Origin of the sequence: Curtobacterium sp. 1310 (assembly GCF_017834105.1) — a bacterium.
Taxonomy (GTDB): Bacteria; Actinomycetota; Actinomycetes; order Actinomycetales; family Microbacteriaceae; genus Curtobacterium.
Genome location: NZ_JAFICY010000008.1, coordinates 25,988 through 48,865, shown reverse-complemented (window position 1 = coordinate 48,865; position 22,878 = coordinate 25,988). Strand labels below are relative to the sequence as shown.

The window sequence follows — 22,878 nt, the reverse complement described above, 5'->3', positions numbered from 1 at the left end:
CTGCGGCCCGTGCGGCGGTGCGACCGGGGCCGCTGGCGCCACGCCGGTACGATGACCGGGTGAGCACGAACCCGACGACCACCCCCGGCTCCGAGCAGACCCCGGTCGGCCCCACCGGTCGGCCCGTCCGGCAGTTCCCGGTGCCCGCGCCGCTCGACGGCCACGGCCCGGCTCGCATCATCGCGCTCTGCAACCAGAAGGGCGGCGTCGGCAAGACCACGACGTCGATCAACCTCGGCGCCGCGCTCGCCGAGTACGGCCGCAGGGTCCTCGCCGTCGACTTCGACCCGCAGGGCGCCCTGTCCGCCGGCCTCGGGGTCCGCACCCACGACGTGCCCACGGTCTACGACCTGCTGATGGGTTCCGTGAAGGACCCGCGCGAGGTCATCCGCCAGACGAACGTGCCGATGCTCGACGTCATCCCCGCGAACATCGACCTGTCCGCCGCCGAGGTCCACCTCGTCAACGAGGTCGCCCGCGAGCAGATCCTGGCGAGCGTCCTCCGCAAGGTGTCGAACGACTACGACCTGATCCTGGTCGACTGCCAGCCGTCCCTCGGCCTGCTGACGGTCAACGCCCTGACGGCAGCACACGGTGTGCTCATCCCGCTCGAGTGCGAGTTCTTCGCGCTGCGTGGCGTGGCGCTGCTCATCGAGACGATCGACAAGGTGCGTGACCGGCTCAACCCGGCGCTGCGGCTCGACGGCATCCTCGCGACCATGTACGACTCGCGGACGCTGCACTCGCGCGAGGTCATGGAGCGCGTGGTCGAGACCTTCGACGACCACGTGCTCGACACGGTCATCAGCCGGACGGTGAAGTTCCCGGACGCGACGGTCTCGGCGCGACCGATCACGCAGACGGCGCCGGAGCACGCCGCGGCGCACGCGTACCGGGCGCTCGCCAGGGAGCTCGTCGAGCGTGGCGCCGTCGCCTGACCCACCGAGGTCGTCGGCCGACCCGACGACGCCGGCCGACCGCAGCGCCGACGGCGGCGCCGTCGACGGCGCGCCCGCGGGCACCACGACCGCCCCGGGCTTCCGGGTCCGACTGCGCAACTTCGACGGCCCCTTCGACCTGCTGCTCTCGCTGATCACGAAGCACGAGCTCGACATCACCGACGTCTCCCTCGGCGCCGTCACCGGCGAGTTCATCCAGTACGTCCGCCAGGCCGAGTCCGCCGACGAGCTCGACGAGGCCAGTGAGTTCCTCGTGGTCGCGGCCACCCTGCTCGACCTGAAGATCGCCGGGCTGCTCCCGCAGGGTGAGCTCGTCGACGCCGAGGACGTGGCGTTGCTGGAGGCCCGCGACCTGCTCTTCGCACGTCTCCTGCAGTACCGGGCGTTCAAGCAGGCCGCGGAGTGGTTCGGGGCACGGTGGCAGCAGGAGTCCCGCCGGCACGTCCGCAAGGTCCGCCTCGAGGAACGGTTCCGCGCCCGCACGCCGGAGCTCGTCTGGACGCTGTCGGTGCAGGACTTCGCCGCGATCGCGACGCTGGCCTTCGCACCGCGGGAGATCCCGACCGTGGGGTTGGACCACCTGCACGCCCCGCTCGTGAGCATCCGGGAGCAGGCCGCGATCGTCGTGTCGATCCTCCGGACCCGCGGCGACGAGGACGTGTCGTTCCGTGAGCTGGTGGCCGGCGTCTCGGAGACGGGTATCGTTGTGGCTCGCTTCCTGGCGATCCTGGAGCTGTACCGGAACGCGTCGATCTCGTTCGAGCAGTTCGAACCGCTGGGGGAGCTGACACTCCGCTGGACCGCCGAGGACTGGTCCGACGAGAGCCTCGCGAACCTGGGAGCCGACTATGACGGATGACACACGTGCCGCCGCGTCGAGTGCCGAGCCCGGGGGAGCGGACGAGGTCGCCGAGGCCCGCGCGGTCGAGCAGGAACTGCACGCCCAGCACACCCCGCACCCGGACCTGCCGGTCGACCGGCAGCTCGAGGCCATCCTGATGATCGCCGACGAGCCCCAGTCGCTCGTGTCGCTCGGTGCCGCGGTGGGCGCGCCGGTGCCCGCCGTCCGACAGGCGATCGAGCGGCTCGTCGCCGACTTCGACGGTGTCGACGGCACCGTCCGTCGCGGCTTCGAGCTCCGCGAGGTCGGCGGCGGCTGGCGCTTCTACGTGCGGCGCGAGCTCGACGACGTCGTCGAGCAGTTCGTCGAGGCCGAGCGGCCGGCAAGACTGTCGCAGGCCGCGCTCGAGACCCTCGCGGTCGTCGCCTACAAGCAGCCGATCACCCGGTCGCAGATCGCCTCGATCCGAGCGGTGAACGTCGACGGTGTCGTCCGCACGCTCGTCGCCCGGGGGCTCATCGAGGAGTCGTTCACCGACGCCGAGACCGGGGCCGTCAACTACGTCACGTCCGACCTGCTGCTCCAGCAGCTCGGCATCAACTCGCTCGACGAACTGCCGCTGGTCTCGCCTCTGCTGGAGGACGGCGCGGACGGTTTCGGGCACAACGAAGGGATCCCCGATGGCCGCGTTTGAGGACGAACGACGAGGTGGGTCCCGAGGGGGATCCGACGGACGCTCCGGCGGGTACGGTCGCGGTTCCGACCGCTCCGGCTCGGGTCGGTCTGGAGGCGCGGGGCGCGACCGCGCCGCTGGTCCCGGCCGTGCGGACGGCCGGTCCGGTGAGGACCGTGGCGGGTACCGCGGACGCGAGGAGCGTCCGACGGGTGGCGACCGCGGCGGCCACCGCGGGCGCGACGACCGGGCCGGTGGTGACCGTGGCGGGTACCGCGGGCGTGACGACCGTTCGGGTGGCGAGCGTGGTGGGTACCGCGGCGGCTCGGACCAGGGCGGGTACCGCGGGCGTGACGACCGGCAGGGTGGCGAGCGTGGTGGGTACCGCGGCGGCTCGGACCAGGGCGGGTACCGCGGGCGCGATGACCGTTCGGGTGGCGAGCGTGGTGGGTACCGCGGCGGCTCGGACCAGGGCGGCTACCGCGGGCGCGATGACCGTTCGGGTGGTGAGCGTGGTGGGTACCGCGGGCGCGACGACCGTTCCGGTGCTGACCGTGGCGGGTACCGCGGCAGGGACGAGCGATCCGGTGGTGACCGCGGACGGTTCGTGAGCCGCGACACCGACCAGCGCAGCAACGACCGCGGCGGGTTCGTCCGTCGCGAAGACGACCGCTCCGGCGGGTACCGCGGCCGTGACGACCGGTCCGGTGGCGAGCGCGGTGGGTACCGCGGCCGTGACGACCGGTCCGGTGGCGAGCGCGGTGGGTACCGCGGCCGCGATGAACGTCCCGGTGGCGAGCGTGGTGGGTACCGCGGGCGCGAGGACGACCGCCGCGGCGCAGACCGTCGCGACGCCGGTAGCCGACCGGACCGCAGCGCCGACCGCCGGGACGACCGCCGTGACGACCGCCGTGACCCAGCGCGCGAGGACCGCCGAACCCCCGACGGCCGACCGAGCACCGTCTGGCACAACGGCCGTCGCTACGTCGGCGGCACGACCACCGCACGCAACGGTGACCGGCCGGGCGCGGGCGCGCGGGGACGCGTGCCGAGCAGCGCGGAGCGCGGGACGACGCCGCGCCCGGAGGGCGCTCGTGACGAGCACGGCGTCCCGGTGGAGGGCACGCCCGAACGTCCGATCATCCCCGACTGGGACGCGACCGAGGCGGGGTCGTCCGCCGGGGGTGCCCCGAGCCTCCAGGCCGACGGCGAGCGTCTGCAGAAGGTGATCGCCGCTGCGGGCATCGCGTCCCGGAGGGTCGCGGAGAACCTGATCGTCGAGGGTCGCGTCACCGTCAACGGTGAGGTCGTCGACGCCCTCGGACGCCGCGTCGACCCCGAGACGGACGCGATCGCGGTGGACGGCGTGCCGGTGCAGGTCGACAGCTCCCGGCGGTACGTGCTGCTCAACAAGCCGGTCGGGATCGTGTCGAGCCTGCAGGACGAGCGCGGTCGACGCGACCTGTCGGAGTTCGTCGACCGGTACGAGGAGCGCCTGTTCAACGTCGGTCGGCTCGACACCGAGACGTCCGGGCTGCTCCTGCTGACGAACGACGGCGACCTGGCACACGTGCTGGCCCACCCGTCGTTCGGCGTGACGAAGACCTACATCGCCAAGGTCGCGGGCAACGTGAACCCGGCGACGGTGCAGCGGCTGCTCGACGGGGTGGAGCTCGAGGACGGACCGATCGCCGCGGACAAGGTCCGGCTGCTGGAGTCCGCTCGCGGTGAGTCCCTGGTCGAGATCACCCTGCACTCGGGGCGCAACCGGATCGTGCGACGCATGCTCGACGCGGTCGACCACCCGGTGCTCGAGCTCGTGCGCCGGTCGTTCGGCCCGCTGCAGCTCGGATCGCTGCCGATCGGCAGGGTGCGCGAGCTGTCCACGGTCGAGCTCGGGGCGCTCCTCCGCATCGCCCGCGACGCGAAGGGTGCTGCACAGGGCGACGCCGACGAGGAGGCTGCCGACTGACGCTCGGTAGGCTGAGGCCCGTGACCGACGCCCCCGCCCCGCTCGCCGAACCGGACATCGACCGGCGGCTGCGCGGACCCGTGCGGGTCGTCGGCGCCGGGCTGCTCGGCGCCTCGATCGGGCTCGCCCTGCGCGAGAAGGGCGTCGACGTCGTACTCGACGACGTCTCACCGGCCGCGCTGGCGCTCGCCGTCGACTACGGCGCGGGTCGTCGACCGGCCGACGGCGACGAGCCGGAGCTCATCGTGGTCGCGGTCCCGCCGGACGTGGTGGCAGCGGTGGTCGAGCGTGAGCTCGTCGCGTTCCCGCGCGCGGTCGTGACCGACGTCGCGAGCGTGAAGACCGGGCCGCTCGCACGCCTGCGGGCATCGGGCGCCGACGTCAGCCGGTACATCGGGTCGCACCCGATGGCGGGCCGGGAGCGCAGCGGACCGACGGCGGCGCGGGCCGACCTGTTCGTCGGACGCCCGTGGGTGATCGCCGGCCACGACGCCATCTCCTACCAGCGTGCCGCGGTGGTCGAGGACCTCGCCCTCGACGTCGGAGCGACGGTCGTCCCGATGGAGCCGGACTCCCACGACCTCGCCGTCGCGTACGTCTCGCACGCGCCGCAGCTCGTCTCGACCCTGATGGCCGCGCGGCTGCAGGAAGCCCCCGACGGGTCGCTCGACCTGGCGGGCGGCGGTGTCCGCGACGTCACGCGGATCGCCGCCAGCGACCCCGGCCTGTGGGTGCAGATCATCGGGGCGAACGCCGCGAACATCCGGCCGGTGCTGACGGACCTGCGTGACGACCTCGACCGGGTCCTCCGCGCGCTCGACGACCCGGACGGCCAGGGATCCCCCCGGACGATCGCCGAGACCATCGCCGCCGGCAACCGCGGGGTCGAGCGGCTCCCCGGCAAGCACGGTACGACCAAGCGCTTCGCCCAGGTGGTCGTCCTCGTCGACGACACCCCGGGGCAGATCGCCGCACTCCTGCAGTTCATCGGGGAGATCGGCATCAACCTCGAGGACATGCGCCTCGAGCACTCACCGGGCGCACCGATCGGCATCGTCGAGGTGTCGGTCGTGCCCGAGCAGGAACAGCGACTCGTCGAGGAACTCGAGGGGCGCGGATGGAGGATCGCAGCAGCATGGGCATGAACGACGACACGCAGGTCACCGTGAACGAGTCCGGTGTCACCGGGGGTCCCGAGGGTCCCGACGCCGGCCTGCCCACCCCGACGCCGCCGGGCGACGGAGCGGCCGGCGGAGCCGACGGCGGCGCGCTCGGCGGGCCGGCCGGCGGACTGGGCACCCCCGGCGGCGAGCCGGGTTCGACCAGCGCTCCGGTCCCGTCCGGTCTGCCGCAGGGCGCCTTCGTGGCGAAGACCGTCATCGCGGTCGACGGACCCGCGGGCAGCGGCAAGTCGAGCGTCTCGCGCGCCGCGGCCCGTGCGCTGGGCTTCGGGTACCAGGACACCGGTGCCGCCTACCGCGCCCTGGCGTGGCACGCACTGCAGCAGGGCGTCGACCTCGACGACCCCGCGGCCGTCGTGGCGAGCTGGGACACCTTCGACTACGCGATCGGCACCGACCCCGACGAGTACTTCGTGCGCGTCGGCGACACCGACGTGACCGACGCGATCCGCACGCCGGAGGTCACCGCAGCGGTCGCGCACATCGCGAAGCTGCCCGAGGTCCGCGAGAAGCTCGTGCAGCTCTTCCGGCAGGTCATGCGGAAGGCCGACGCGCAGGGCATCATCACCGAGGGGCGCGACATCACCACGGTCGTCGCACCCGATGCCGAGGTCCGCATCCTGCTGACCGCCGACGAGTCGGTTAGGATGGCTCGGCGCTCGGCAGAGGTCACCACGCAGTCAGCCGCCGAGACCTCCGCCGCACTCGCCCGTCGAGACGCGGCGGACGCGAAGGTCGTCGACTTCATGAACGCCGCCGACGGCGTCACGACGCTCGACTCCACCGACCTCGACTTCGACCAGACCGTCCAGGCGGTCGTCGACCTGGCCCGAGCGGCCACGCACTGACGCACGACCGGGCGCCGCCCGGTCACCACGACCGGGCTGCCCGGTCACCACGGCCGGGGAACCGGCCCGGCCGGCACCGGCCACCGACACCGCGGCTCCGGTCGCACACGAGGAAACCCACCATGGCCCAGCAGGACAGCCACGACAACGACGACTTCCCGGAGTACGACGACGCGCTCGGTGAACGGCTCGCCGGACTCGACGACGCCGAGGCGGACCAGCGTGCGAACGCGCTCCGCGTCGGGCTCGACGAGTACGAGCTCGACGACGAGGACGTCGCGCTCCTCGACGCCGGCGAACTCGGCGAGGACGGCGTCCACTACCTGCCCGCGTACCCGGTGCTCGCGATCGTCGGGCGGCCGAACGTCGGCAAGTCGGCGCTCGTCAACCGCATCATCGGTCGACGCGAGGCCGTCGTGCAGGACGTCCCCGGCGTCACCCGCGACCGCGTGAGCTACAAGGCCGAGTGGAACGACAAGCGCTTCACGCTCGTCGACACCGGCGGGTGGGAGCCCGACGCCCGCGGCATCAACGCCTCGGTCGCCGCCCAGGCCGAGGTCGCCGTCGACCTGGCCGACGCCGTGCTCTTCGTCGTCGACGTCACGGTCGGCATCACCGCCACCGACGAGCACGTCGTGAAGATGCTCCGCGGGACCGACCGTCCGGTCATCGTCGTGGCGAACAAGGCCGACGACGACCGCCGTGACCTCGACGCCTTCGAGCTCTGGAACCTCGGGCTCGGCGAGCCGCACCCCGTCTCGGCGCTGCACGGCCGCGGTGTCGCGGACCTGATGGACCTCATCATCACGACGCTCCCCGACACGTCGGCCGTCGCCAAGCAGGAGGTCGGCGGCCCCCGTCGCGTCGCGATCCTCGGGCGCCCGAACGTCGGCAAGAGCTCGCTGCTGAACAAGGCGGCGGGCGAGGAGCGCGTCGTCGTCAACGACCTCGCGGGCACCACGCGCGACCCGGTGGACGAGCAGATCGAGCTCGGCGGGCGCGTCTGGCGCTTCGTCGACACCGCCGGCATCCGGAAGCGCGTGCACCTGCAGCAGGGCGCGGACTTCTACGCGTCGCTCCGCACGACCGCGGCGCTCGAGAAGGCCGAGGTCGCCGTCGTCGTGCTCGACGTGACCGAGCCGATCTCGACGCAGGACCTGCGCATCATCGACCTGGTCCTCGAGTCCGGTCGGGCACTCGTCCTGGCCTACAACAAGTGGGACCTGCTCGACGACGACCGGCGTCGCTACCTCGAGCGCGAGATCGAGCAGGACCTGGCGCACGTGGCCTGGGCGCCGCGCGTGAACATCTCCGCCCGGACGGGTCGTCACCTCGAGAAGCTCGTCCCGGCGCTCGAGACCGCACTCGAGTCGTGGGACACCCGCATCCCGACCGGCAAGGTCAACGCCTTCATCGCCGAGCTCGTGCAGGAGCACCCGCACCCGGTCCGCGGCGGCAAGCAGCCCCGCATCCTGTTCGGGACGCAGGCGTCGAGCCAGCCGCCGACGTTCGTGCTCTTCACCTCGGCGTTCCTCGACCCGCAGTACCGCCGCTTCATCACGCGTCGTCTGCGCGAGGTGTGGGGCTTCGAGGGGACGCCGATCAACGTCAACATGCGGGTGCGCGAGCGCCGCAAGCGCACGTAGCGGTCGTACGACGACGTGGCACGGCGAGCACGGCGAGGCCCCCTGGCGGGCCTGCTGGCGCTCGCCGTCGTCGTGTCCGGGGTCGGTGCCGCCTGGCTCGTCACCGGTGACGACGACGTCGTGCGGACCGCACGTGCCACCGACCGAGCGTCGACGGCACCGGAGGGAGCCGGACCGCTCGGGGTGTCGAACGCCCTCGGCGCTCCGATCCCCGGTGCCGACCGACGACCGGACGTCCCGCGCAGCGTCGAGGACTGGGTCGGCCGGGTCCTGCCCGTCTCCGGCACCGTGGTGCCCCTGGTCGACGGGATCGCCGCGACCGTCCGGATCGAGCGCATCGACGAGTCGTCCGTGGCGGTCCGGATCGACGACCTGTCCTCGCCGCCGGGCACGCGCGCGGTCCGACTCGTCCTGTCGCCGGACGCGATGCCCGACCGCAGCACCCTCGCGCACGCCCCCGGCGTCGTGACGGCCTCCGTCGACGAACACACGTCCGGGGGCTTCTCGCTCATCACCGACGGCTCGTCGCTCCAGGCGGACACCCGTTCCGCGGCCCTGGTGGACGACGAGACCGACGAGGTGCTCGGCGTCGCACTGCTCGTCCCCGCCGACTGAGGGGACCCGCGTCGACCGACGAGGACCGGCCCGCACCTCGGACACGTCCCGGATGCGGCACCATTGACGTGTGCGTCTCCCCGTCCTCGCCGACCGTCTCTGGTGCCGGCTGCACCTGGACCGTCTCGCCGGTGGGCGACAGGCCGACTACGTGATCCGCGAGGACATGCTCGCCCACCCGGACACGGTCCGTTCGTTCCGGTGGATCCGCTGGTTGCTCGTCGCCGAGACCGCGGTCGGACTCGCGGCGATCGTCGTCGCCGTGCTGCTCACCCGTGCGGGGGAGACCGTGGCCTGGGCCGTCTGGTTCCGGGCGACCGTGGTGCTCCTCATCACCCTGACGCTCTACGTGTTCGCGTGGCGGGCGCAGCTCGGCTACTACTGGGCGTACCAGCGCCTCCGGCTCTTCAGCAGGATCTTCCCGGTCGTGACCCTGGTCGTCGCTGCCGTCCCCGGGCTCTACCCGTTCTGGATGGTCATCGAGCAGATCCTCTTCTCGCTCCTGATGATCGGCATCGGCGACGTGCTGACGAGCGACCACATGCGCGCGACGTTCCCGAAGCCGGTCCGCACGCCGCGGGAGGACCACTCCACGGACTGACCGACGGCGGTCCCCAGGTCGGCGTGCACCCGTACGATGGTCGGCACGGGGGTGGTGTGTGAAACTCAAGGTGACCATCGCGGGGCCACGAGCAGACCGCGACGTCGTGGTGACGGCGGACGTGACGGCGACCATCGGTTCGCTCGCCGACCGGCTGTCCCGTGGGCGGACGGCGGCCGACGGCGTCCCGCTGACGCTGCGCGTGTGGTTCCCCGACCGACCGCAGCCCCGCCTGCTCAACCCGTCCGCGACGGTGCACGAGTCGTCGCTCCGTTCCGGCTGCCGGGTCGAGGTCGTCGCCGCGACCGACCGCCGCCGGGGCGACGACGTCGAGGACGCCCCCGCGGCCGTGGCGCACGTCGTCTCGGGGCCGGATGCCGGCAACGAGTACACCCTGTCCGAAGGGGTGAACCTGATCGGCCGCGACGCGATGGCCCAGGTCTGGCTCGCCGGGGACGACCTGGTCTCCCGTCGTCACGCCACGGTCACGATCGGCGACACGGTCGAGGTCGTCGACCTGAACTCCGCGAACGGGGTCGAGGTCGACGGACGGCTCGTCGCGCGGGCGTTCGTCGACCCGGAGACGACGGTCTCGGTCGGTGACACCACGCTGCGCATCCGACCGCTGCCCGCCGCACCGTCCGTGCCGGGCACGGGTACCCCGGCGTCCGCGGTCCCCGAGGTGGACTTCAGCCGCTCGCCCCGCGTCGAGCCAGCGCACCGCGGCCGGCAGTTCACGCTGCCCGAGATCCCGGTCCCGGGGGAGAAGCCCCGGCTGCCGATGATCGCGATCATCGCGCCGATCATCCTCGGCGCGGTCCTGTTCCTCGTCACGAAGCAGCCGTACACGCTGATCTTCATCGCGCTCTCGCCGGTCATCATGATCGGGACGTGGATCGACCAGCGTGTCCAGGCCCGGCGGCGCCGCCGCGACGAACGCCAGCGGTTCGAGGAGTCGCTCGCCGACTCGCGCGAGCGGCTGGCGGCGGCCCGCACGACGGAGATCGCGGCGCGGACGGCCGAGTCGCCGGCCCCGGCCGTCGTGACGGCGGCGATGCGCGACCGCTCGGCGCTGCTGTGGACCCGGAAGCCCGAGCACACCACCTTCCTCGAGGTCCGCTTCGGTGCCGGCACGCAGCCGTCGCGGTCGACCGTCACGCTGCCCTCCAGGAACTCCGGCAGCGTCGACGACTGGAACCGCGCCGAAGCACTCGCCGACGAGTACGCCACGGTCGGGCCGGTGCCCGTGGTGGAGACGTTCGAACGTGCCGGCGCGATCGGTGTCGCCGGCACCGGGCTGGCGGCGGACGACGTCGCACGGTCGCTCGTGGTGCAGCTCGCGGGGCTGCACAGCCCGGCGGACCTCGTGCTCACCGCCTTCGCCGGCGGCACCACCACCGACCAGTGGTCCTGGCTGAAGTGGCTCCCACACGTCGACTCGCCCTACAGCCCACTGCGGTCCACGGGGCTCGTGCACGACTTCGCCGGCGCCTCGACGCTGCTGGCCGAGCTCGAGGGACTCGTGGCGACCCGCCGTGCAGCCGGCTCGGGCCGTGGTGAGCAGGTCCGGTCGCGCATCGACGAGTCCCGCGCCCTCGACGAGGACCACGGCGAGTCCGTCGACCGCCTGCCCGCGACGCCGGCCGTCGTCGTGCTCGTCACCGCCGAGGCTCCCGCCGACCGTGCCCGTCTCGTCGCCCTGGCCGAGGAGGGCCCGGACCTCGGCGTCCACGTCCTCTGGCTCGCGCCCACGCTGCAGGCACTGCCCGTCGTCTGCCGGACGCACATCGTGCTCGACCGGACGAGCGGGTCTGCCACGGTCGGCTTCGTCCGGTCCGGGCAGTCCGTGGTGCTCGACGAGCTCGACCGGGTGGACAGCATCGAAGCAGCGACCGTCGCCCGTGCGATCGCCCCGATCCAGGACTCCGGCGCGCGGGTCCTCGACGAGACCGACCTGCCGCACAGCGTGGCGTTCGTCGACCTGTACGAGGGCGACGTCGCCGGTGACCCGTCCGCGATCGTCCAACGGTGGTCGAAGAACGACAGCCTGACTGCCGCGTGGTCACCGGGATCCGGGCGCGAGAGCGGCGGCGTCCGTGCCGTCGTCGGTCAGGGACCGAGCGAGCCGCTCGCCCTCGACCTCCGCGCCCACGGCCCGCACGCGCTCGTCGGCGGGACCACGGGCGCCGGCAAGAGCGAGTTCCTGCAGACGTGGATCATGGGCATGGCGACCGAGTACGCGCCGGATCGACTCACGTTCCTGCTCGTCGACTACAAGGGTGGCGCGGCGTTCGCCGAGTGCGTCGGCCTGCCGCACACCGTCGGGCTCGTCACCGACCTCAATCCGCACCTCGTCCGCCGCGCCCTCACCTCGCTGCGGGCCGAGCTCCGGTACCGCGAGCACCTGCTCAACGACCGTGGCGCGAAGGACCTCGTCACGCTCGAGCAGCGCGGTGACCCGGCGGCACCGCCCGTGCTCGTCATCGTGATCGACGAGTTCGCCGCACTCGCCACCGAGATCCCGGAGTTCATCGACGGCGTCATCGACGTCGCGCAGCGCGGTCGGTCCCTCGGACTGCACCTCGTGATGGCGACCCAGCGCCCGAGCGGGGTCATCAAGGACTCCCTCCGGGCGAACACGAACCTCCGCATCGCCCTCCGCGTCGCCGACCCGGTCGACAGCGAGGACGTCCTCGGCGTGGCCGACGCCGCCTTCTTCGACCCGGGCACCCCCGGTCGCGCGGCCGCCAAGATCGGCCCGGGACGCGTGCTGGACTTCCAGACCGCCTACCTCGGTGGTCGCTCCGACGACGTCGTGCACGAGCCGGACGTCGACGTGCAGGACTTCCCCTTCGGCCCCGGCAGCACCTGGCCGAGTCCACCGCGGGCACCGCGCGACTCGACGCGGGCGCGCGACATCGAGCGGCTCGCCGCCACGATCGTCCGCGCGGCGGACCGGCAGGGCCTCGAGGTCCCCCGGAAGCCGTGGCTGGACCAGCTGCCCGATGCAGTCGGCCTGGAGGCACTGCCCGCCTCCGACGGGTCGGCACTCGTGATCGGGACGGTCGACCTGCCCGAGTCCCAGCGGCAGACCCCGTTCCGTCTCGACCTCGACGCGGCCGGCAACGTGGCCGTGCTCGGCGCGGGCGGGGCCGGGAAGTCCGCGGCGCTCCGCGCCGTGGCGGTGGCGGCCTCCGCCGCAGCGGACCGGTTCCCGGTCCGGATCACCGGACTGGACTTCGGCGGTGGTGGCCTGCGCATGCTCGAGGCGCTGCCGACGGTGGGCACCGTGATCAGCGGGCCGGACGACGAACGGATCACGCGCCTCCTGGCCGACCTCGAGTCGACCGTCGCCGACCGCTCCGGGCGGTTCGCGGCCGCCCGGGCCGCGAACCTCAGCGAGTACCGCGACGTGACCGGCATCGCCGAACCGCGCATCCTCGTCCTGGTCGACGGCATGGGGGCGTTCCGCAACGAGTACGAGTTCCGCCTCGGCACCCAGCCGGTCTTCGACCAGCTCGTCGCGATCGCGGCGACCGGGCGCGGGCTGGGCGTGCACCTGGTGATGAGTGCGGACCGCATCGCGGCCTTCCCGTCGAACCTGCAGGCCGCGATCGGCGAGCGCATCGTGCTCCGCCTGGCGACCGAGATGGAGTACCACGCGGCCGACGTGCCGGCGGACGTGCTCGAGGACGCCGTGCCCGGCAGGGGACTCGTCGACGAGCACGAGGTCCAGGTGGCGGTGCCCGGTGGCAGCGCCGACCTCGTCGCGCAGGCAGCGGCGGTCGACGAGCTCGCCGCCGACCTGCTGCACCGTGGGGTCGCGGAGGCCCCGCCGATCCGCCGACTGCCCGAGGACGTCGATCGAGCCGCGCTGCCGGTCGCCGTGGCCGGGCGACCGACGATCGGCCTCGCGGACGACACCCTCGGCCCGGTGGGCATCCCGACCGACGGCCTCTTCGTGGTCACGGGACCCTTCGGCTCCGGACGCTCGACCACCATGCGGACCGTCCTGCGGTCCGTGCGCGCGACGTGGCCGGACCGACCCGCGCACCTGGTCGTCGGCAGGCGGTCCACGCTGCGCGACGCCACCGACTGGGCGTCGGCGGCGCAGGACGCGACGGACGCCGAGGCCATCGCCTCGCAGCTCGCGACCGCGCTCGAGAGCGGTGCGTCGAGCGGGCCGGACCCGGTGATCGTGATCGAGAACGTCGGTGACTTCGAGGGGCTGCCCGCGGAGAGCCAGGTCGCGCGGCTCATCAAGGCCGCCCGCCGTGCTGGCGTGTTCGTGCTCGCCGAGGCCGACACGGTCACGGCCCCGAACGCGTGGCAACTCTTCGCCGAGCTGAAGACCGCGCGTGCCGGGATCGCCCTGCAACCGGAGGAGACCGACGGGCTCACGCTCTTCCGGACGGCGTTCCCGCGGGTGACCCGGACCGACTTCCCCGTCGGGCGCGGCATCATGGTCGACTCCGGGCGGATCACCCGCGTGCAGGTCGCTCGGGACCCCGAGTCCTCCTGATCGGGGACCCGCTCGTCCCCCTCGAACGGGGGTGTGGACATCGCATGGGTGATTTGTTCCGGACCGGTGTTACCGTTGTCGCGGTCGCCGGAGGGGCTGGCGATCCAGTCCACCGTGAAGGGGTGCAACGTGGCCAACATCAACGTCTCCTACCAGGAGCTCAACAGCAACGCCGACCGTCTGCTCGCAGGGCGTGACGAGATCAACGCGACCCTGTCGAAGCTGCAGGCACAGATCGCGTCGCTGACCCAGGCCGGGTTCCAGACGGACCGTTCCTCCGGTGCTTACAACGAGGCGTACAACCGCTTCACGAGCGGCGCGCAGAACACCATCGGCGGGCTCAACGACCTCGCGCAGTTCCTCCGCACGACCGCGCAGACGCTGGGCGACGTCGACCAGCAGCTCGCATCGCGACTCGGGCGCTGATCGGGACGACCGGACCAGGGACGGCCGGCGCTGCAGGTGCCGGCCGTCTCCTCCGTTGGGGGTAGAGCATGTACGGGGAGATGGCACAGCTCCGGGCGAAGGCCCGTGCGCTGCGCGACGACGCCGACGGGCTGCGGTCACGAGCGAGCGCGCTCGTGGCGTAGGCCGACGGGCTGTCGTCGGCGGGGAAGGCCGCCGACGCCGTGCGTCGTCGAGTCCAGGAGTCGGGCACGGAGCTCGGCAAGAAGGCGCAGCTGCTCGACGAGGCAGCAGACGCACTCGATGCGCACGCCAAGGCAGTCGACGCCGTGAAGGCACAGATCGCGGAAGCCGAACGCATCGCACGTGACCTCTGGAACCAGGCCGCGCACCTGGCGGCGAACGTCGTGAACGCCGTCAAGGACGTCGCGTCGAACGCAGTCAACGGCTTCATGCAGGTGATCGGTGCCGCGGGCTCGGGGGAGCCCGACCACGTCCGTGTCTCCGTCCACGAGCTCGGTGGCCAGCAGGTCTCCGACGGCCAGGTCGCGAGCGCAAAGTCGTTCATCGCGCAGGTGCCGTCACCGCCGCCGTCCGGGTCGAAGGACTGGATCGACGTGCGCGGCGCCGCCATCCGGAACGGCGTCGGATGAGCGGGGCACCGGCGACCGACGTCATCGACTGGGACCTGACCGTCGACGAGCTACGCACCGTCCGTGAGCACCTGCCCGGTCTCGTCCTGCCGTCCTTCGTACCCTCGGGGGCGCAGGACCAGCAGTCCACGGGAGCGCTGGTCGAGCGCGGGGTGCTCACGCGACAGCCCGACGCTGACGCTGAGTCGTGGTCGGATGACCTCGACGCGCCGTTCCTGCTCACGCTCGCACTGCAGAACGCCGGCTCGATCGTCATCCAGGTGAGCGCCTGGGCCCCCGACACGACGTGGGCGCACTCGACCGTCATCGGGGGCGACGCTGCTTCGCACCTCACCGTGCAGGGCGCGCGGTCCGGCGACGGCAGCCGTGCGCACCTGCGCGGGACGGTGCTCGACCAGGCGTGGTCGTCACTCGTCGAACTCATCCCGTCGCTCGAGGTCACCGACCCGGCCCGTGGGACGACGACGGTCAGCACGGTTGCCTCGCAAGCGTTGGTCGACGCCATCCAGCGCGGCGACGCCCGGGTGCTCGATGCCGTCGTCGACGAACTGCACGTCCCGACCGATGCGGTCGGCCTGTTCCGTGGCCTGGCCGAGCCCGTGCAGCACGGCTTCCGCGTGAAGGCCTTCACCGCTGACCGTGGCCCGGTCTTCGTCGCTGACTGGTTCGGCACCCGCCGCGGATGGCTGCGGATGAGCGTCGGGATCGACGCGGGAGCGCGTGGCTCGGAGGTCACGCCCGAACTCCTCACTGATGCCGGCACGGTCACCGTGACGGCGCAAACGGACCAGGAGATCCGCACGGATCTGCTCGGGCTCGTCGCTGGACTCATCAGGGATCGAGATGTCTGACGGGATCAAGGTCGACTACGCGGAGATCGATCGCCTGACCACGGGGATCACCGCGCTCAACGCCTTCGCTGGGCCGCTCGTACCGAAGGTCGGGGCGCTGTCGGTGGACGGGGACCTGCTCGCTTCGGCGATCCTGTCGCCGGGTACGGCGCTCGCGGCCGAGGGCGCGGTGATGAACGCTTCGGCGCAGCTCAGCGTAACGATCGTCTCCAGCGAGGCGCTCGTGATCATCACGGCGTCGATCTCGAAGGTGTACGAGGCTGCTGAGGTCGCCCTGGCCGCGGCGGCGGCGCTCGCGGATGAAGCGGTCGATCAGGCCTTGCTCATCGGGGGGTTGCCGGTCACTCTGGTGACTGTCGTCGATCTACTCGGAGTGTCGCTCGCAACCGGGGCATTCCTGGAGGGGGGTCGGGCGCTCGTTGTGTCGCTGGGCGACGCGCTAGGTAATCCTTCGAGCTGGCGAACATCTGGGGGATTTGCGGGGGAAGTAGCGCGAAGATTCATCGACAACTTCTCCACGTCGAACTTCAGCGCTTGGTCCCTGAAAGCATTCGAGACGGCATTGGGATCGCACGGAGACATTGGTTATGACGCCCTCCTGTCGTTGCTGCTACATCAGGGCGGTGCTTTGCGCTTGTTCGAAGATGGAGCAGGGACGACAAGTCCTTCCGACCTCGGAAACACGCTCAAGAAGCAGAATGATCTCGATCAGATCGCCACGGACGTGTACGGTCGTGCCCAGCAATCGGAGGAGGATGATTACGTACCTCCGCTGCTGACGGACGAGAACGGCAACATCGTGCCACGGAGTGTCGACGAACTATGGGCTGGTGCTGCACAGATTGACGGGATCGGAGCGAAGGAGTACGGGGATCTACGCGTGATGCGTGTTGATGGCCCGGGTGGACCGCGATTCGTCGTCCAGATTCCGAGCACGCAGGTATGGGACCCAAGAGCGGGTACTGTTCCAAATGATGTGACTTCGGATGTCCTGGCAATGCGCTACGGAGATTCGACGACGCTGGCTCAGACGGTGCGGTCGACGCTCGACCGCATACCGGAGATCCGTGACGGTCACGCTCCTGTGATGCTCACCGGATTCAGTCTCGGCGGTATCACAGCAGGCGCCATTGCCGAGGATCCGCAGGGTCTCAACGTGCAGCAAGTCGTTACCGCTGGTGCGCCGATCGGCCGGATGGACATTCCCGACTCCACTGCGGTGACGTCGTTCGAAGCGCGCGAAGACCCGGTTGCGCGTCTCGATGGGGCTACAAATCCTTCAAGGGATGGTTGGAACACGATCAGTGCACCAGCTCCCGCATTATCTGGCCACGGGGGCGAGCAAGACTTCGCAACCGCGCACAACGCTTCGCGTTATGCCATCATGGCAAGGCAACATCCTGACAGCCCCGGCTTGGCAGAAGTTGATCGATTCCTGCAGGGTCAACAGACGGTCCAGGACTACCGATTGGAGCGAAGTGCGGGTAAGTAAGTGGGCGAAAGCGGGCAGCGTCGTGTCGTTGCTGACAACCACGGCGCTCCTCCTTTCTGGCTGCTCGGGAGCCTCGGCCGCCCGGGGGCAGACAACCCAGGAGGCTGAGCAATTTCTGCGATCGCTCGCGGGCGTGGAAGCTGCTGAGGTCTCTGTGGAGCGGAACACGTCGGGACTAGACACCAGCAACTCCAACCGAGCCTTGATCATCCTTACTCTTGACCCGAAGACCACAACCGACTCGATCGACGACGCGGAAGTGGATGCGATAATCCAGACTGGATGGTCCCTACAAGCAAATCGGGAACTGGCCAACGGAGTTGGAATTGGGTTGCAGGGGGCGCCCAAGGTCAGTCTCGGCAAGGTGCTTGAGCGATCAGGTTGGGTGAAGACGGGTGCCGCGCTCCCTGGGAAGACCTCCGCAATAATCCCGGCGGATCTCCTCAGGGACCGTCTGGGCGATTGGCCGGCGGTAGCGCCAACGGTCAATCCAGAGGGTCTCTGAGCCGAGCCAGTCAAACGAGGCCGGTGGGGCTGCTGTCCGCAGCGGTGCTCAAGGACGCAGACCACAGTAACGGCCGATCAGTAGCCGGACCCGGTGCGATCTGCACGATGACCGGGTGGTCAACAGATGAGTTTCAAGAGAAGGCACTTTGCGGTCGCGGCCTTCGCGAGTTTCGCGATCTTGCTCAGCTCGTGCACGTCAGGTGCTCAGTCTGGTCGGACTCTCGACCAGGCGTCCGCTGATGCGGCGGCGATTCGAGGAGTCACCGAAGCCTCCGTGGAGATGCGGAACTACCGTTCCGGCTTCACATCTGAATGGGGGACGACGGTGAACTTCACCCCGTCCCCGGGCTTCGAGGAGGGCAGCAAGAGTGCGGCGCTCCGAGAACTGCTGCGGATCGGGTGGTCCGTGAACGAGCACGAGCTGACCAACGGAGTCGCGCTCTCGGTCGGTCGTACCTCCGGGGTTGACCTCGTCGCGCTGGCCCGGGAATCGCATCTCCCGCAGTTCGCGAGCAACCCAAGGCTGCGGTATCAGATCACGTTCTCTGAGTCGGACATGGAGCAGCTCTTCGGGGCATGGCCGGGCAGTTGAGTACGACTGAAGGGGCCGTCAGTGTGAGTTCTGCACACGCGGCCACGCGCTACGGGATGATGGCCGAAGACGCCCATCGACATTCCGGATCCGATCCGGCTCACCGGCAATCCGAGGTGGATGTCAGCCGATCCCTTTCCGGGAGCAAGACCGTGACCGACTACCAGGCCGAGAGATGACGATGCGGAAAGCCGCCGTCCTGGGGATTCTGATTGCCGTTTCTCTCGCATCAGGAGGATGTTCCATGTCGAACGACAACTCCACCGAGACGCAATCGCAGGACAAGGTTGCGCAGCGTCTCAACGGGCTTGCCTGATGTATCCGAAGCTACGGTCGAGTACGAGCAGACCACGGACGGCTTGTCGAAGCACTACGCGATCGCAGTCCAGATCACAGCTCCCGAAGCTGGCACATCCGAGGAGAAGGTGGCGCAGCTCGTCGATGAAGTTCTGCCGCTTGCATGGTTTGTGCAGGGCAAGGAGCCTGATCGCGGCGTCATCCTGAGGATCAGAACGAATCCACAGGTCGCAATCGGGCCTATCGCGGTTGCAGCGGGCTGGAAGGACGTGGCATACCCGAAGAATCCTGATCTCCTGGCGAAACTTCCCTATCAAGCGAGCTTCGGCAAGCAAGCACTTGACGATCAGATCGGTCCTTGGCCCGTCGATGCTGACAGATAGATCCACATCGCGCGAGGCAGGTACGGGCTGATCCCGCGAAGTCTCGCAGACATTCGGTCCGACCACGATCGTCGTTCTTGCAGCTGATCAACCGTCAAGCACTGTGAAGGACTTTCCCGAGTTCGAGGAACTCCTCGAGGCCGCGTGCACGGTACGAGATGGTGAGCCGGCCGCGGGCGTTCGAGTCGTCCTGCGCGGTCACGTCGGTGCGCCGCTCGCGGTCGCGCTCGAGCAATCTGGATGGAAAGTCATCGGATGTGATGAGAGTGATCCGGGTACCGTCATCGTGTCGTTCTCTGAACTACAGGAACACTTCGGCGAGTGGCCGGGCAAGGCGGATCTGGTGCGATGAACGTCGCGTCGTCGTGACCCGGCGGTTGGTCTCTTTGCTCACTGGGAATGCGGACCAGGGGACAACCAGGGCCAGGCACACCGCAGTGATCGGGAGCATCGTCGAACCATGACGACGATCAGCCTGCCCGGTGGCACCTACGACCTCGGCGACCTCGAGGTCACCCGCTTCGGCTACGGCGCGATGCAGCTCGCCGGCCCGCACGTCTTCGGCCCGCCGGCCGATCGTGACGAGGCCGTCCGCGTGCTGCGCACGGCGGTCGAGCTCGGCATCACCCACATCGACACCGCGGACTTCTACGGCCCGCACGTCACGAACGAGATCATCCGCGAAGCCCTGCACCCGTACCCGGAGCAGGTCCACATCGTCACCAAGGTCGGTTCGCGCCGGAACGACAAGGGGCAGTGGCCGCCGGCGCGGAAGCCCGAGCAGCTCGTCGAGGACGTGCACGCGAACCTCGAGCGGCTCGGTCTCGAGCAGCTCGACGTAGTGAACCTCCGTGTCGGCGGGTTCGACGCCCCGGAGTCGGGCAGCATCGCACCGCAGTTCGAGGCACTCGCCGAACTGCAGCAGCAGGGCAAGATCCGCCACCTCGGACTGTCGACCGTGACGGGCGCGCAGCTCGTCGAGGCCCTCCGGATCGCGCCCGTGGTCTGCGTGCAGAACATGTACAACGTGGCGCAGCGGGGCGACGACGACCTCGTCGACCTCACGGCGGCCGAGGGCATCGCCTACGTGCCGTACTTCCCGCTCGGCGGATTCTCGCCCATCCAGTCCGAGGCGCTCGACACCGTCGCGCAGCGGTTGGGGGAGTCGCGCCTGTCGGTCGCCCTCGCATGGCTGCTCCAGCGCTCGGACAACATCCTGCTCATCCCGGGTACGTTATCCGTGGAGCACCTGCGGCAGAACGTCGAGGGCGCGGGCATCACGCTGCCGGCGGACGCGATCCGCGAGCTGGACGCGATCGGCGCGGCCTGACCCGAGCGGCGCATGCGGGCGGAGCCGACGCTGGAGTCGGCACGCACCGTCGCCTGCACAACCGATAGCACGTCGCACCACGGGAATCCCCGGCACGACGTGCTTCCGGTTGTGCGGGGGCACCCCGCACCCCGCAGCCCACACCCCGCACCCCGCACCCCGCACCCCGCACCCCGCACCCCGCACCCCGCACCCCGCACCCCCGTACCCCGCGCCTCCGGACGGACCACGGACGGTCGGCCGGACCCCGCCGGCGTCAGGCCACGGTCGCGAGCGCGAACGGCAGCACGGCCGACGCCCCCGCACGCCGGAGCTCCCGCCCGGCGACGGTGACCGTCCACCGGCTGTCCACCAGGTCGTCGACGAGCAGCACCGGCCCCTGGTGCGACGCCAACGCCGCAGCCAGCTCCGGGTCCACCACGAAGGTGTCCCACACCCCGGCCAGCCGGTAGGCGCTGTTCGTCGCACCGTCTCCGCGGGGCTCCCCGCCGCTCCGTCCGAGGGTCCCGAGGAACTGCAGCCGCCCGATGGACGACAGCGCCTGCGCCAACGACCCGACGAGCTCCGGCCGCGACCGCGACGACATCGCCACGACGCCGGTCGGCCGTTCGGCCCAGGGCCAGTCCTTGAGGGCTCGAATGCACCCGTCGACCAGCTCGCGGGACACGGGTCCGTCCGGAGTGGTGGCCGAGAACAGCGCGCGGAGCGGCCCGCCCCAGCCGAGATCGGTGAGCCGGGCGACGGCGCGGCCCGGTTCGACGAGCTCGCTGGCCGGGATCCTGCCCTTCACGGGCACGCCGAGCGAGGCCATGCCGGACGGCCACTGCGCGCGCGGCGCGATCTCGACGCCGACCCGGTCGAGCGCGGCAGCCGCACCGGAGGTGTCCGACTCCGAGATCGACGTCGGGTACCAGACACCGTCACAGTTGTCGCAGCGCCCGCAGGGCTCAGCGGACGGGTCGTCCAGGTCCTGCTGCAACAGCTGCATGCGGCACGCCGAGGTGGACTCGTACGCGAGCATCGACGCGGCCTCGGCCTCGCGGGCGGCGGCGACCCGCTCGTAGCGGGCGGCGTCGTACTGCCACGGCTGCCCGGTCGAGACCCAGCCGCCGGCGACACGGTGCACGGCGCCGTCGACGTCGAGCACCTTGAGCAGGAGCTCGAGTGTCGATCGCTTGATGTCGACGAGGCCCTCGAGCGCGACGGTCGACATCGCCGTGTCGGTGGAGAGCGCGCCGAGGACGGCGGAGGCGCGGGCCTCGGTCGGCATCGACGCACTCGCGAAGTACTGCCAGATCTCGCGATCCTCGCGTCCGGGCAGGAGAAGCACGTCGGCGTTGTCGGTCGCACGCCCGGCGCGGCCGATCTGCTGGTAGTAGGCGACGGGCGACGAGGGAGCGCCGACGTGCACGACGAACCCGAGGTCCGGCTTGTCGAAGCCCATCCCGAGCGCACTCGTCGCGACGAGCGCCTTGAGCTCGTTGCCCTTGAGCTGCTGCTCGAGCTGCTCGCGTTCCTCGGTGTCGGTCCGCCCGGTGTAGGCGCGGACGGCGTACCCGTTCTCGCGCAGGAGTCGGGCGATGTCCTCGGCCCCGGACACGGTCAGCGTGTAGATGATGCCGCTGCCGGGCAGGTCGCCGAGGTGCGCGAGCAGCCACCCGAGGCGCTGTCGGGCGTCCGGCAGCGTCAGGACGCCGAGCCGGAGCGACGCCCGCGCCAGGGAACCGCGGATCGTGAAGACGGGAGCGTTCGGGCCCGCGGTGAGCTGCTCCGCGACGTCCTCGACCACGCGCTCGTTCGCGGTCGCCGTGGTCGCGAGCACGGGGACACCCTGGGGGAGTGAGCGGATGAGCTCGGCGAGCCGGCGGTAGTCGGGGCGGAAGTCGTGTCCCCAGTCGGAGATGCAGTGCGCTTCGTCGACGACGAGCATGCCCATCCGGGCGATCAGCGTCGGCAGCTGCTCGTCGCGGAATCGCGGGTTGTTGAGGCGCTCGGGGGAGACGAGGAGCACGTCGACCTCGTCACGCGCGAGGGCCGCCTGCGTGTCCGCCCACTCGTGCGCGTTCGCCGAGTTGATCGACACCGCGCGGACGCCGGCCCGCGCGGCCGCTGCGACCTGGTCGCGCATGAGGGCGAGCAGCGGCGAGACGAGCACGGTCGGGCCGCCGCCACGTCGCCGCAGCAGCAGGGTCGCGAGGAAGTACACGGCCGACTTGCCCCACCCGGTGCGCTGCACCACGAGGGCACGCTGCCGGTGTTCGACGAGCGCCGAGATGGCCTCGAGCTGCCCGGGGTGGAAGACCGCGTCCGGTCGCCCGGTCAGGGCGGCCAGGGCCTCCTGTGCCTCCGCAGCGATCTCGGCGGACGGCGGAGCCGCCGCAGGAGCAGGTGAGCCGACGGACGAACCGACACCGAGACCAGACATGACCCCATGCTGTCAGCACCCGCCGACGCACCGTGCCCCGGCCCTCCAGGCTGTGGACACCACGACGGGACGCGACGAGACGCGA

19 protein-coding genes are annotated in these 22,878 nt (G+C 70.8%); 18 read left to right on the top strand and 1 reads right to left on the bottom strand.

Annotation, left to right across the window (positions count from 1 at the left end; genetic code table 11):
- Positions 1–59: 59 nt before the first annotated feature.
- From JOD95_RS15765 to JOD95_RS15680, 18 genes are all read left to right on the top strand, one after another.
- Entirely contained in the window at positions 60–938 is an 879-nt protein-coding gene (locus tag JOD95_RS15765) for a ParA family protein (RefSeq protein ID WP_066653324.1), read from the top strand.
- Positions 922–1,818, top strand: coding sequence for a ScpA family protein (locus tag JOD95_RS15760; RefSeq protein ID WP_209686037.1), 897 nt, complete (start codon positions 922–924; stop codon positions 1,816–1,818). The genes JOD95_RS15765 and JOD95_RS15760 overlap by 17 nt, the downstream gene beginning before the upstream one ends.
- Positions 1,808–2,494: an SMC-Scp complex subunit ScpB gene (gene scpB, locus JOD95_RS15755; RefSeq protein ID WP_209686035.1), complete on the top strand. Its 687-nt coding sequence runs from the start codon at positions 1,808–1,810 to the stop codon at positions 2,492–2,494. Before JOD95_RS15760 ends, scpB begins: the two co-directional genes overlap by 11 nt.
- A 1,195-nt stretch (positions 2,495–3,689) precedes the next feature.
- Positions 3,690–4,445 (top strand): pseudouridine synthase, encoded by a 756-nt coding sequence (locus tag JOD95_RS16550; RefSeq protein ID WP_245172551.1) that lies wholly within the window; start codon positions 3,690–3,692, stop codon positions 4,443–4,445.
- 20 nt (positions 4,446–4,465) lie between these two features.
- On the top strand, positions 4,466–5,590 hold the full coding sequence (locus JOD95_RS15745) for a prephenate dehydrogenase (protein WP_144411261.1): 1,125 nt from the start codon (positions 4,466–4,468) through the stop codon (positions 5,588–5,590).
- Between the two features lie 200 nt (positions 5,591–5,790).
- A complete protein-coding gene (gene cmk / locus JOD95_RS15740) occupies positions 5,791–6,474 on the top strand; it encodes a (d)CMP kinase (RefSeq protein ID WP_245172547.1) in 684 nt (227 codons plus the stop codon).
- Between the two features lie 122 nt (positions 6,475–6,596).
- Positions 6,597–8,120: a ribosome biogenesis GTPase Der gene (gene der / locus JOD95_RS15735; protein WP_066653326.1), complete on the top strand. Its 1,524-nt coding sequence runs from the start codon at positions 6,597–6,599 to the stop codon at positions 8,118–8,120.
- A 15-nt stretch (positions 8,121–8,135) separates the two neighbouring features.
- A complete protein-coding gene (locus tag JOD95_RS15730; RefSeq protein WP_066653329.1) occupies positions 8,136–8,735 on the top strand; it encodes a hypothetical protein in 600 nt (199 codons plus the stop codon).
- A 70-nt stretch (positions 8,736–8,805) separates the two neighbouring features.
- Complete coding sequence (locus tag JOD95_RS15725; RefSeq protein ID WP_209686029.1) at positions 8,806–9,336, top strand: hypothetical protein; 531 nt, start codon at positions 8,806–8,808, stop codon at positions 9,334–9,336.
- A 58-nt stretch (positions 9,337–9,394) separates the two neighbouring features.
- Positions 9,395–13,858: an FtsK/SpoIIIE domain-containing protein gene (locus JOD95_RS15720; RefSeq protein WP_209686027.1), complete on the top strand. Its 4,464-nt coding sequence runs from the start codon at positions 9,395–9,397 to the stop codon at positions 13,856–13,858.
- A 129-nt stretch (positions 13,859–13,987) separates the two neighbouring features.
- Positions 13,988–14,284: a WXG100 family type VII secretion target gene (locus JOD95_RS15715; RefSeq protein ID WP_058728075.1), complete on the top strand. Its 297-nt coding sequence runs from the start codon at positions 13,988–13,990 to the stop codon at positions 14,282–14,284.
- 203 nt (positions 14,285–14,487) lie between these two features.
- Entirely contained in the window at positions 14,488–14,916 is a 429-nt protein-coding gene (locus tag JOD95_RS15710) for a hypothetical protein (protein WP_209686025.1), read from the top strand.
- Positions 14,913–15,767, top strand: coding sequence for a hypothetical protein (locus JOD95_RS15705; protein WP_209686024.1), 855 nt, complete (start codon positions 14,913–14,915; stop codon positions 15,765–15,767). Before JOD95_RS15710 ends, JOD95_RS15705 begins: the two co-directional genes overlap by 4 nt.
- Positions 15,760–17,259: a hypothetical protein gene (locus JOD95_RS15700; RefSeq protein WP_209686022.1), complete on the top strand. Its 1,500-nt coding sequence runs from the start codon at positions 15,760–15,762 to the stop codon at positions 17,257–17,259. Before JOD95_RS15705 ends, JOD95_RS15700 begins: the two co-directional genes overlap by 8 nt.
- A gap of 631 nt (positions 17,260–17,890) precedes the next feature.
- The gene (locus JOD95_RS15695; RefSeq protein WP_209686020.1) at positions 17,891–18,358 is read left to right on the top strand and encodes a hypothetical protein; all 468 of its coding nucleotides are present in this window, start codon (positions 17,891–17,893) and stop codon (positions 18,356–18,358) included.
- 308 nt (positions 18,359–18,666) lie between these two features.
- Entirely contained in the window at positions 18,667–19,038 is a 372-nt protein-coding gene (locus JOD95_RS15690; RefSeq protein ID WP_209686018.1) for a hypothetical protein, read from the top strand.
- A gap of 103 nt (positions 19,039–19,141) precedes the next feature.
- A complete protein-coding gene (locus tag JOD95_RS15685; protein WP_209686016.1) occupies positions 19,142–19,390 on the top strand; it encodes a hypothetical protein in 249 nt (82 codons plus the stop codon).
- Positions 19,391–19,498: 108 nt separating this feature from the next.
- Complete coding sequence (locus JOD95_RS15680) at positions 19,499–20,368, top strand: oxidoreductase (protein WP_280916176.1); 870 nt, start codon at positions 19,499–19,501, stop codon at positions 20,366–20,368.
- A 256-nt stretch (positions 20,369–20,624) separates the two neighbouring features.
- Here JOD95_RS15680 and JOD95_RS15675 read toward each other — a convergent pair whose 3' ends face one another.
- Complete coding sequence (locus tag JOD95_RS15675; protein WP_245172537.1) at positions 20,625–22,793, bottom strand: ATP-dependent DNA helicase RecQ; 2,169 nt, start codon at positions 22,791–22,793, stop codon at positions 20,625–20,627.
- Positions 22,794–22,878: the final 85 nt, after the last annotated feature.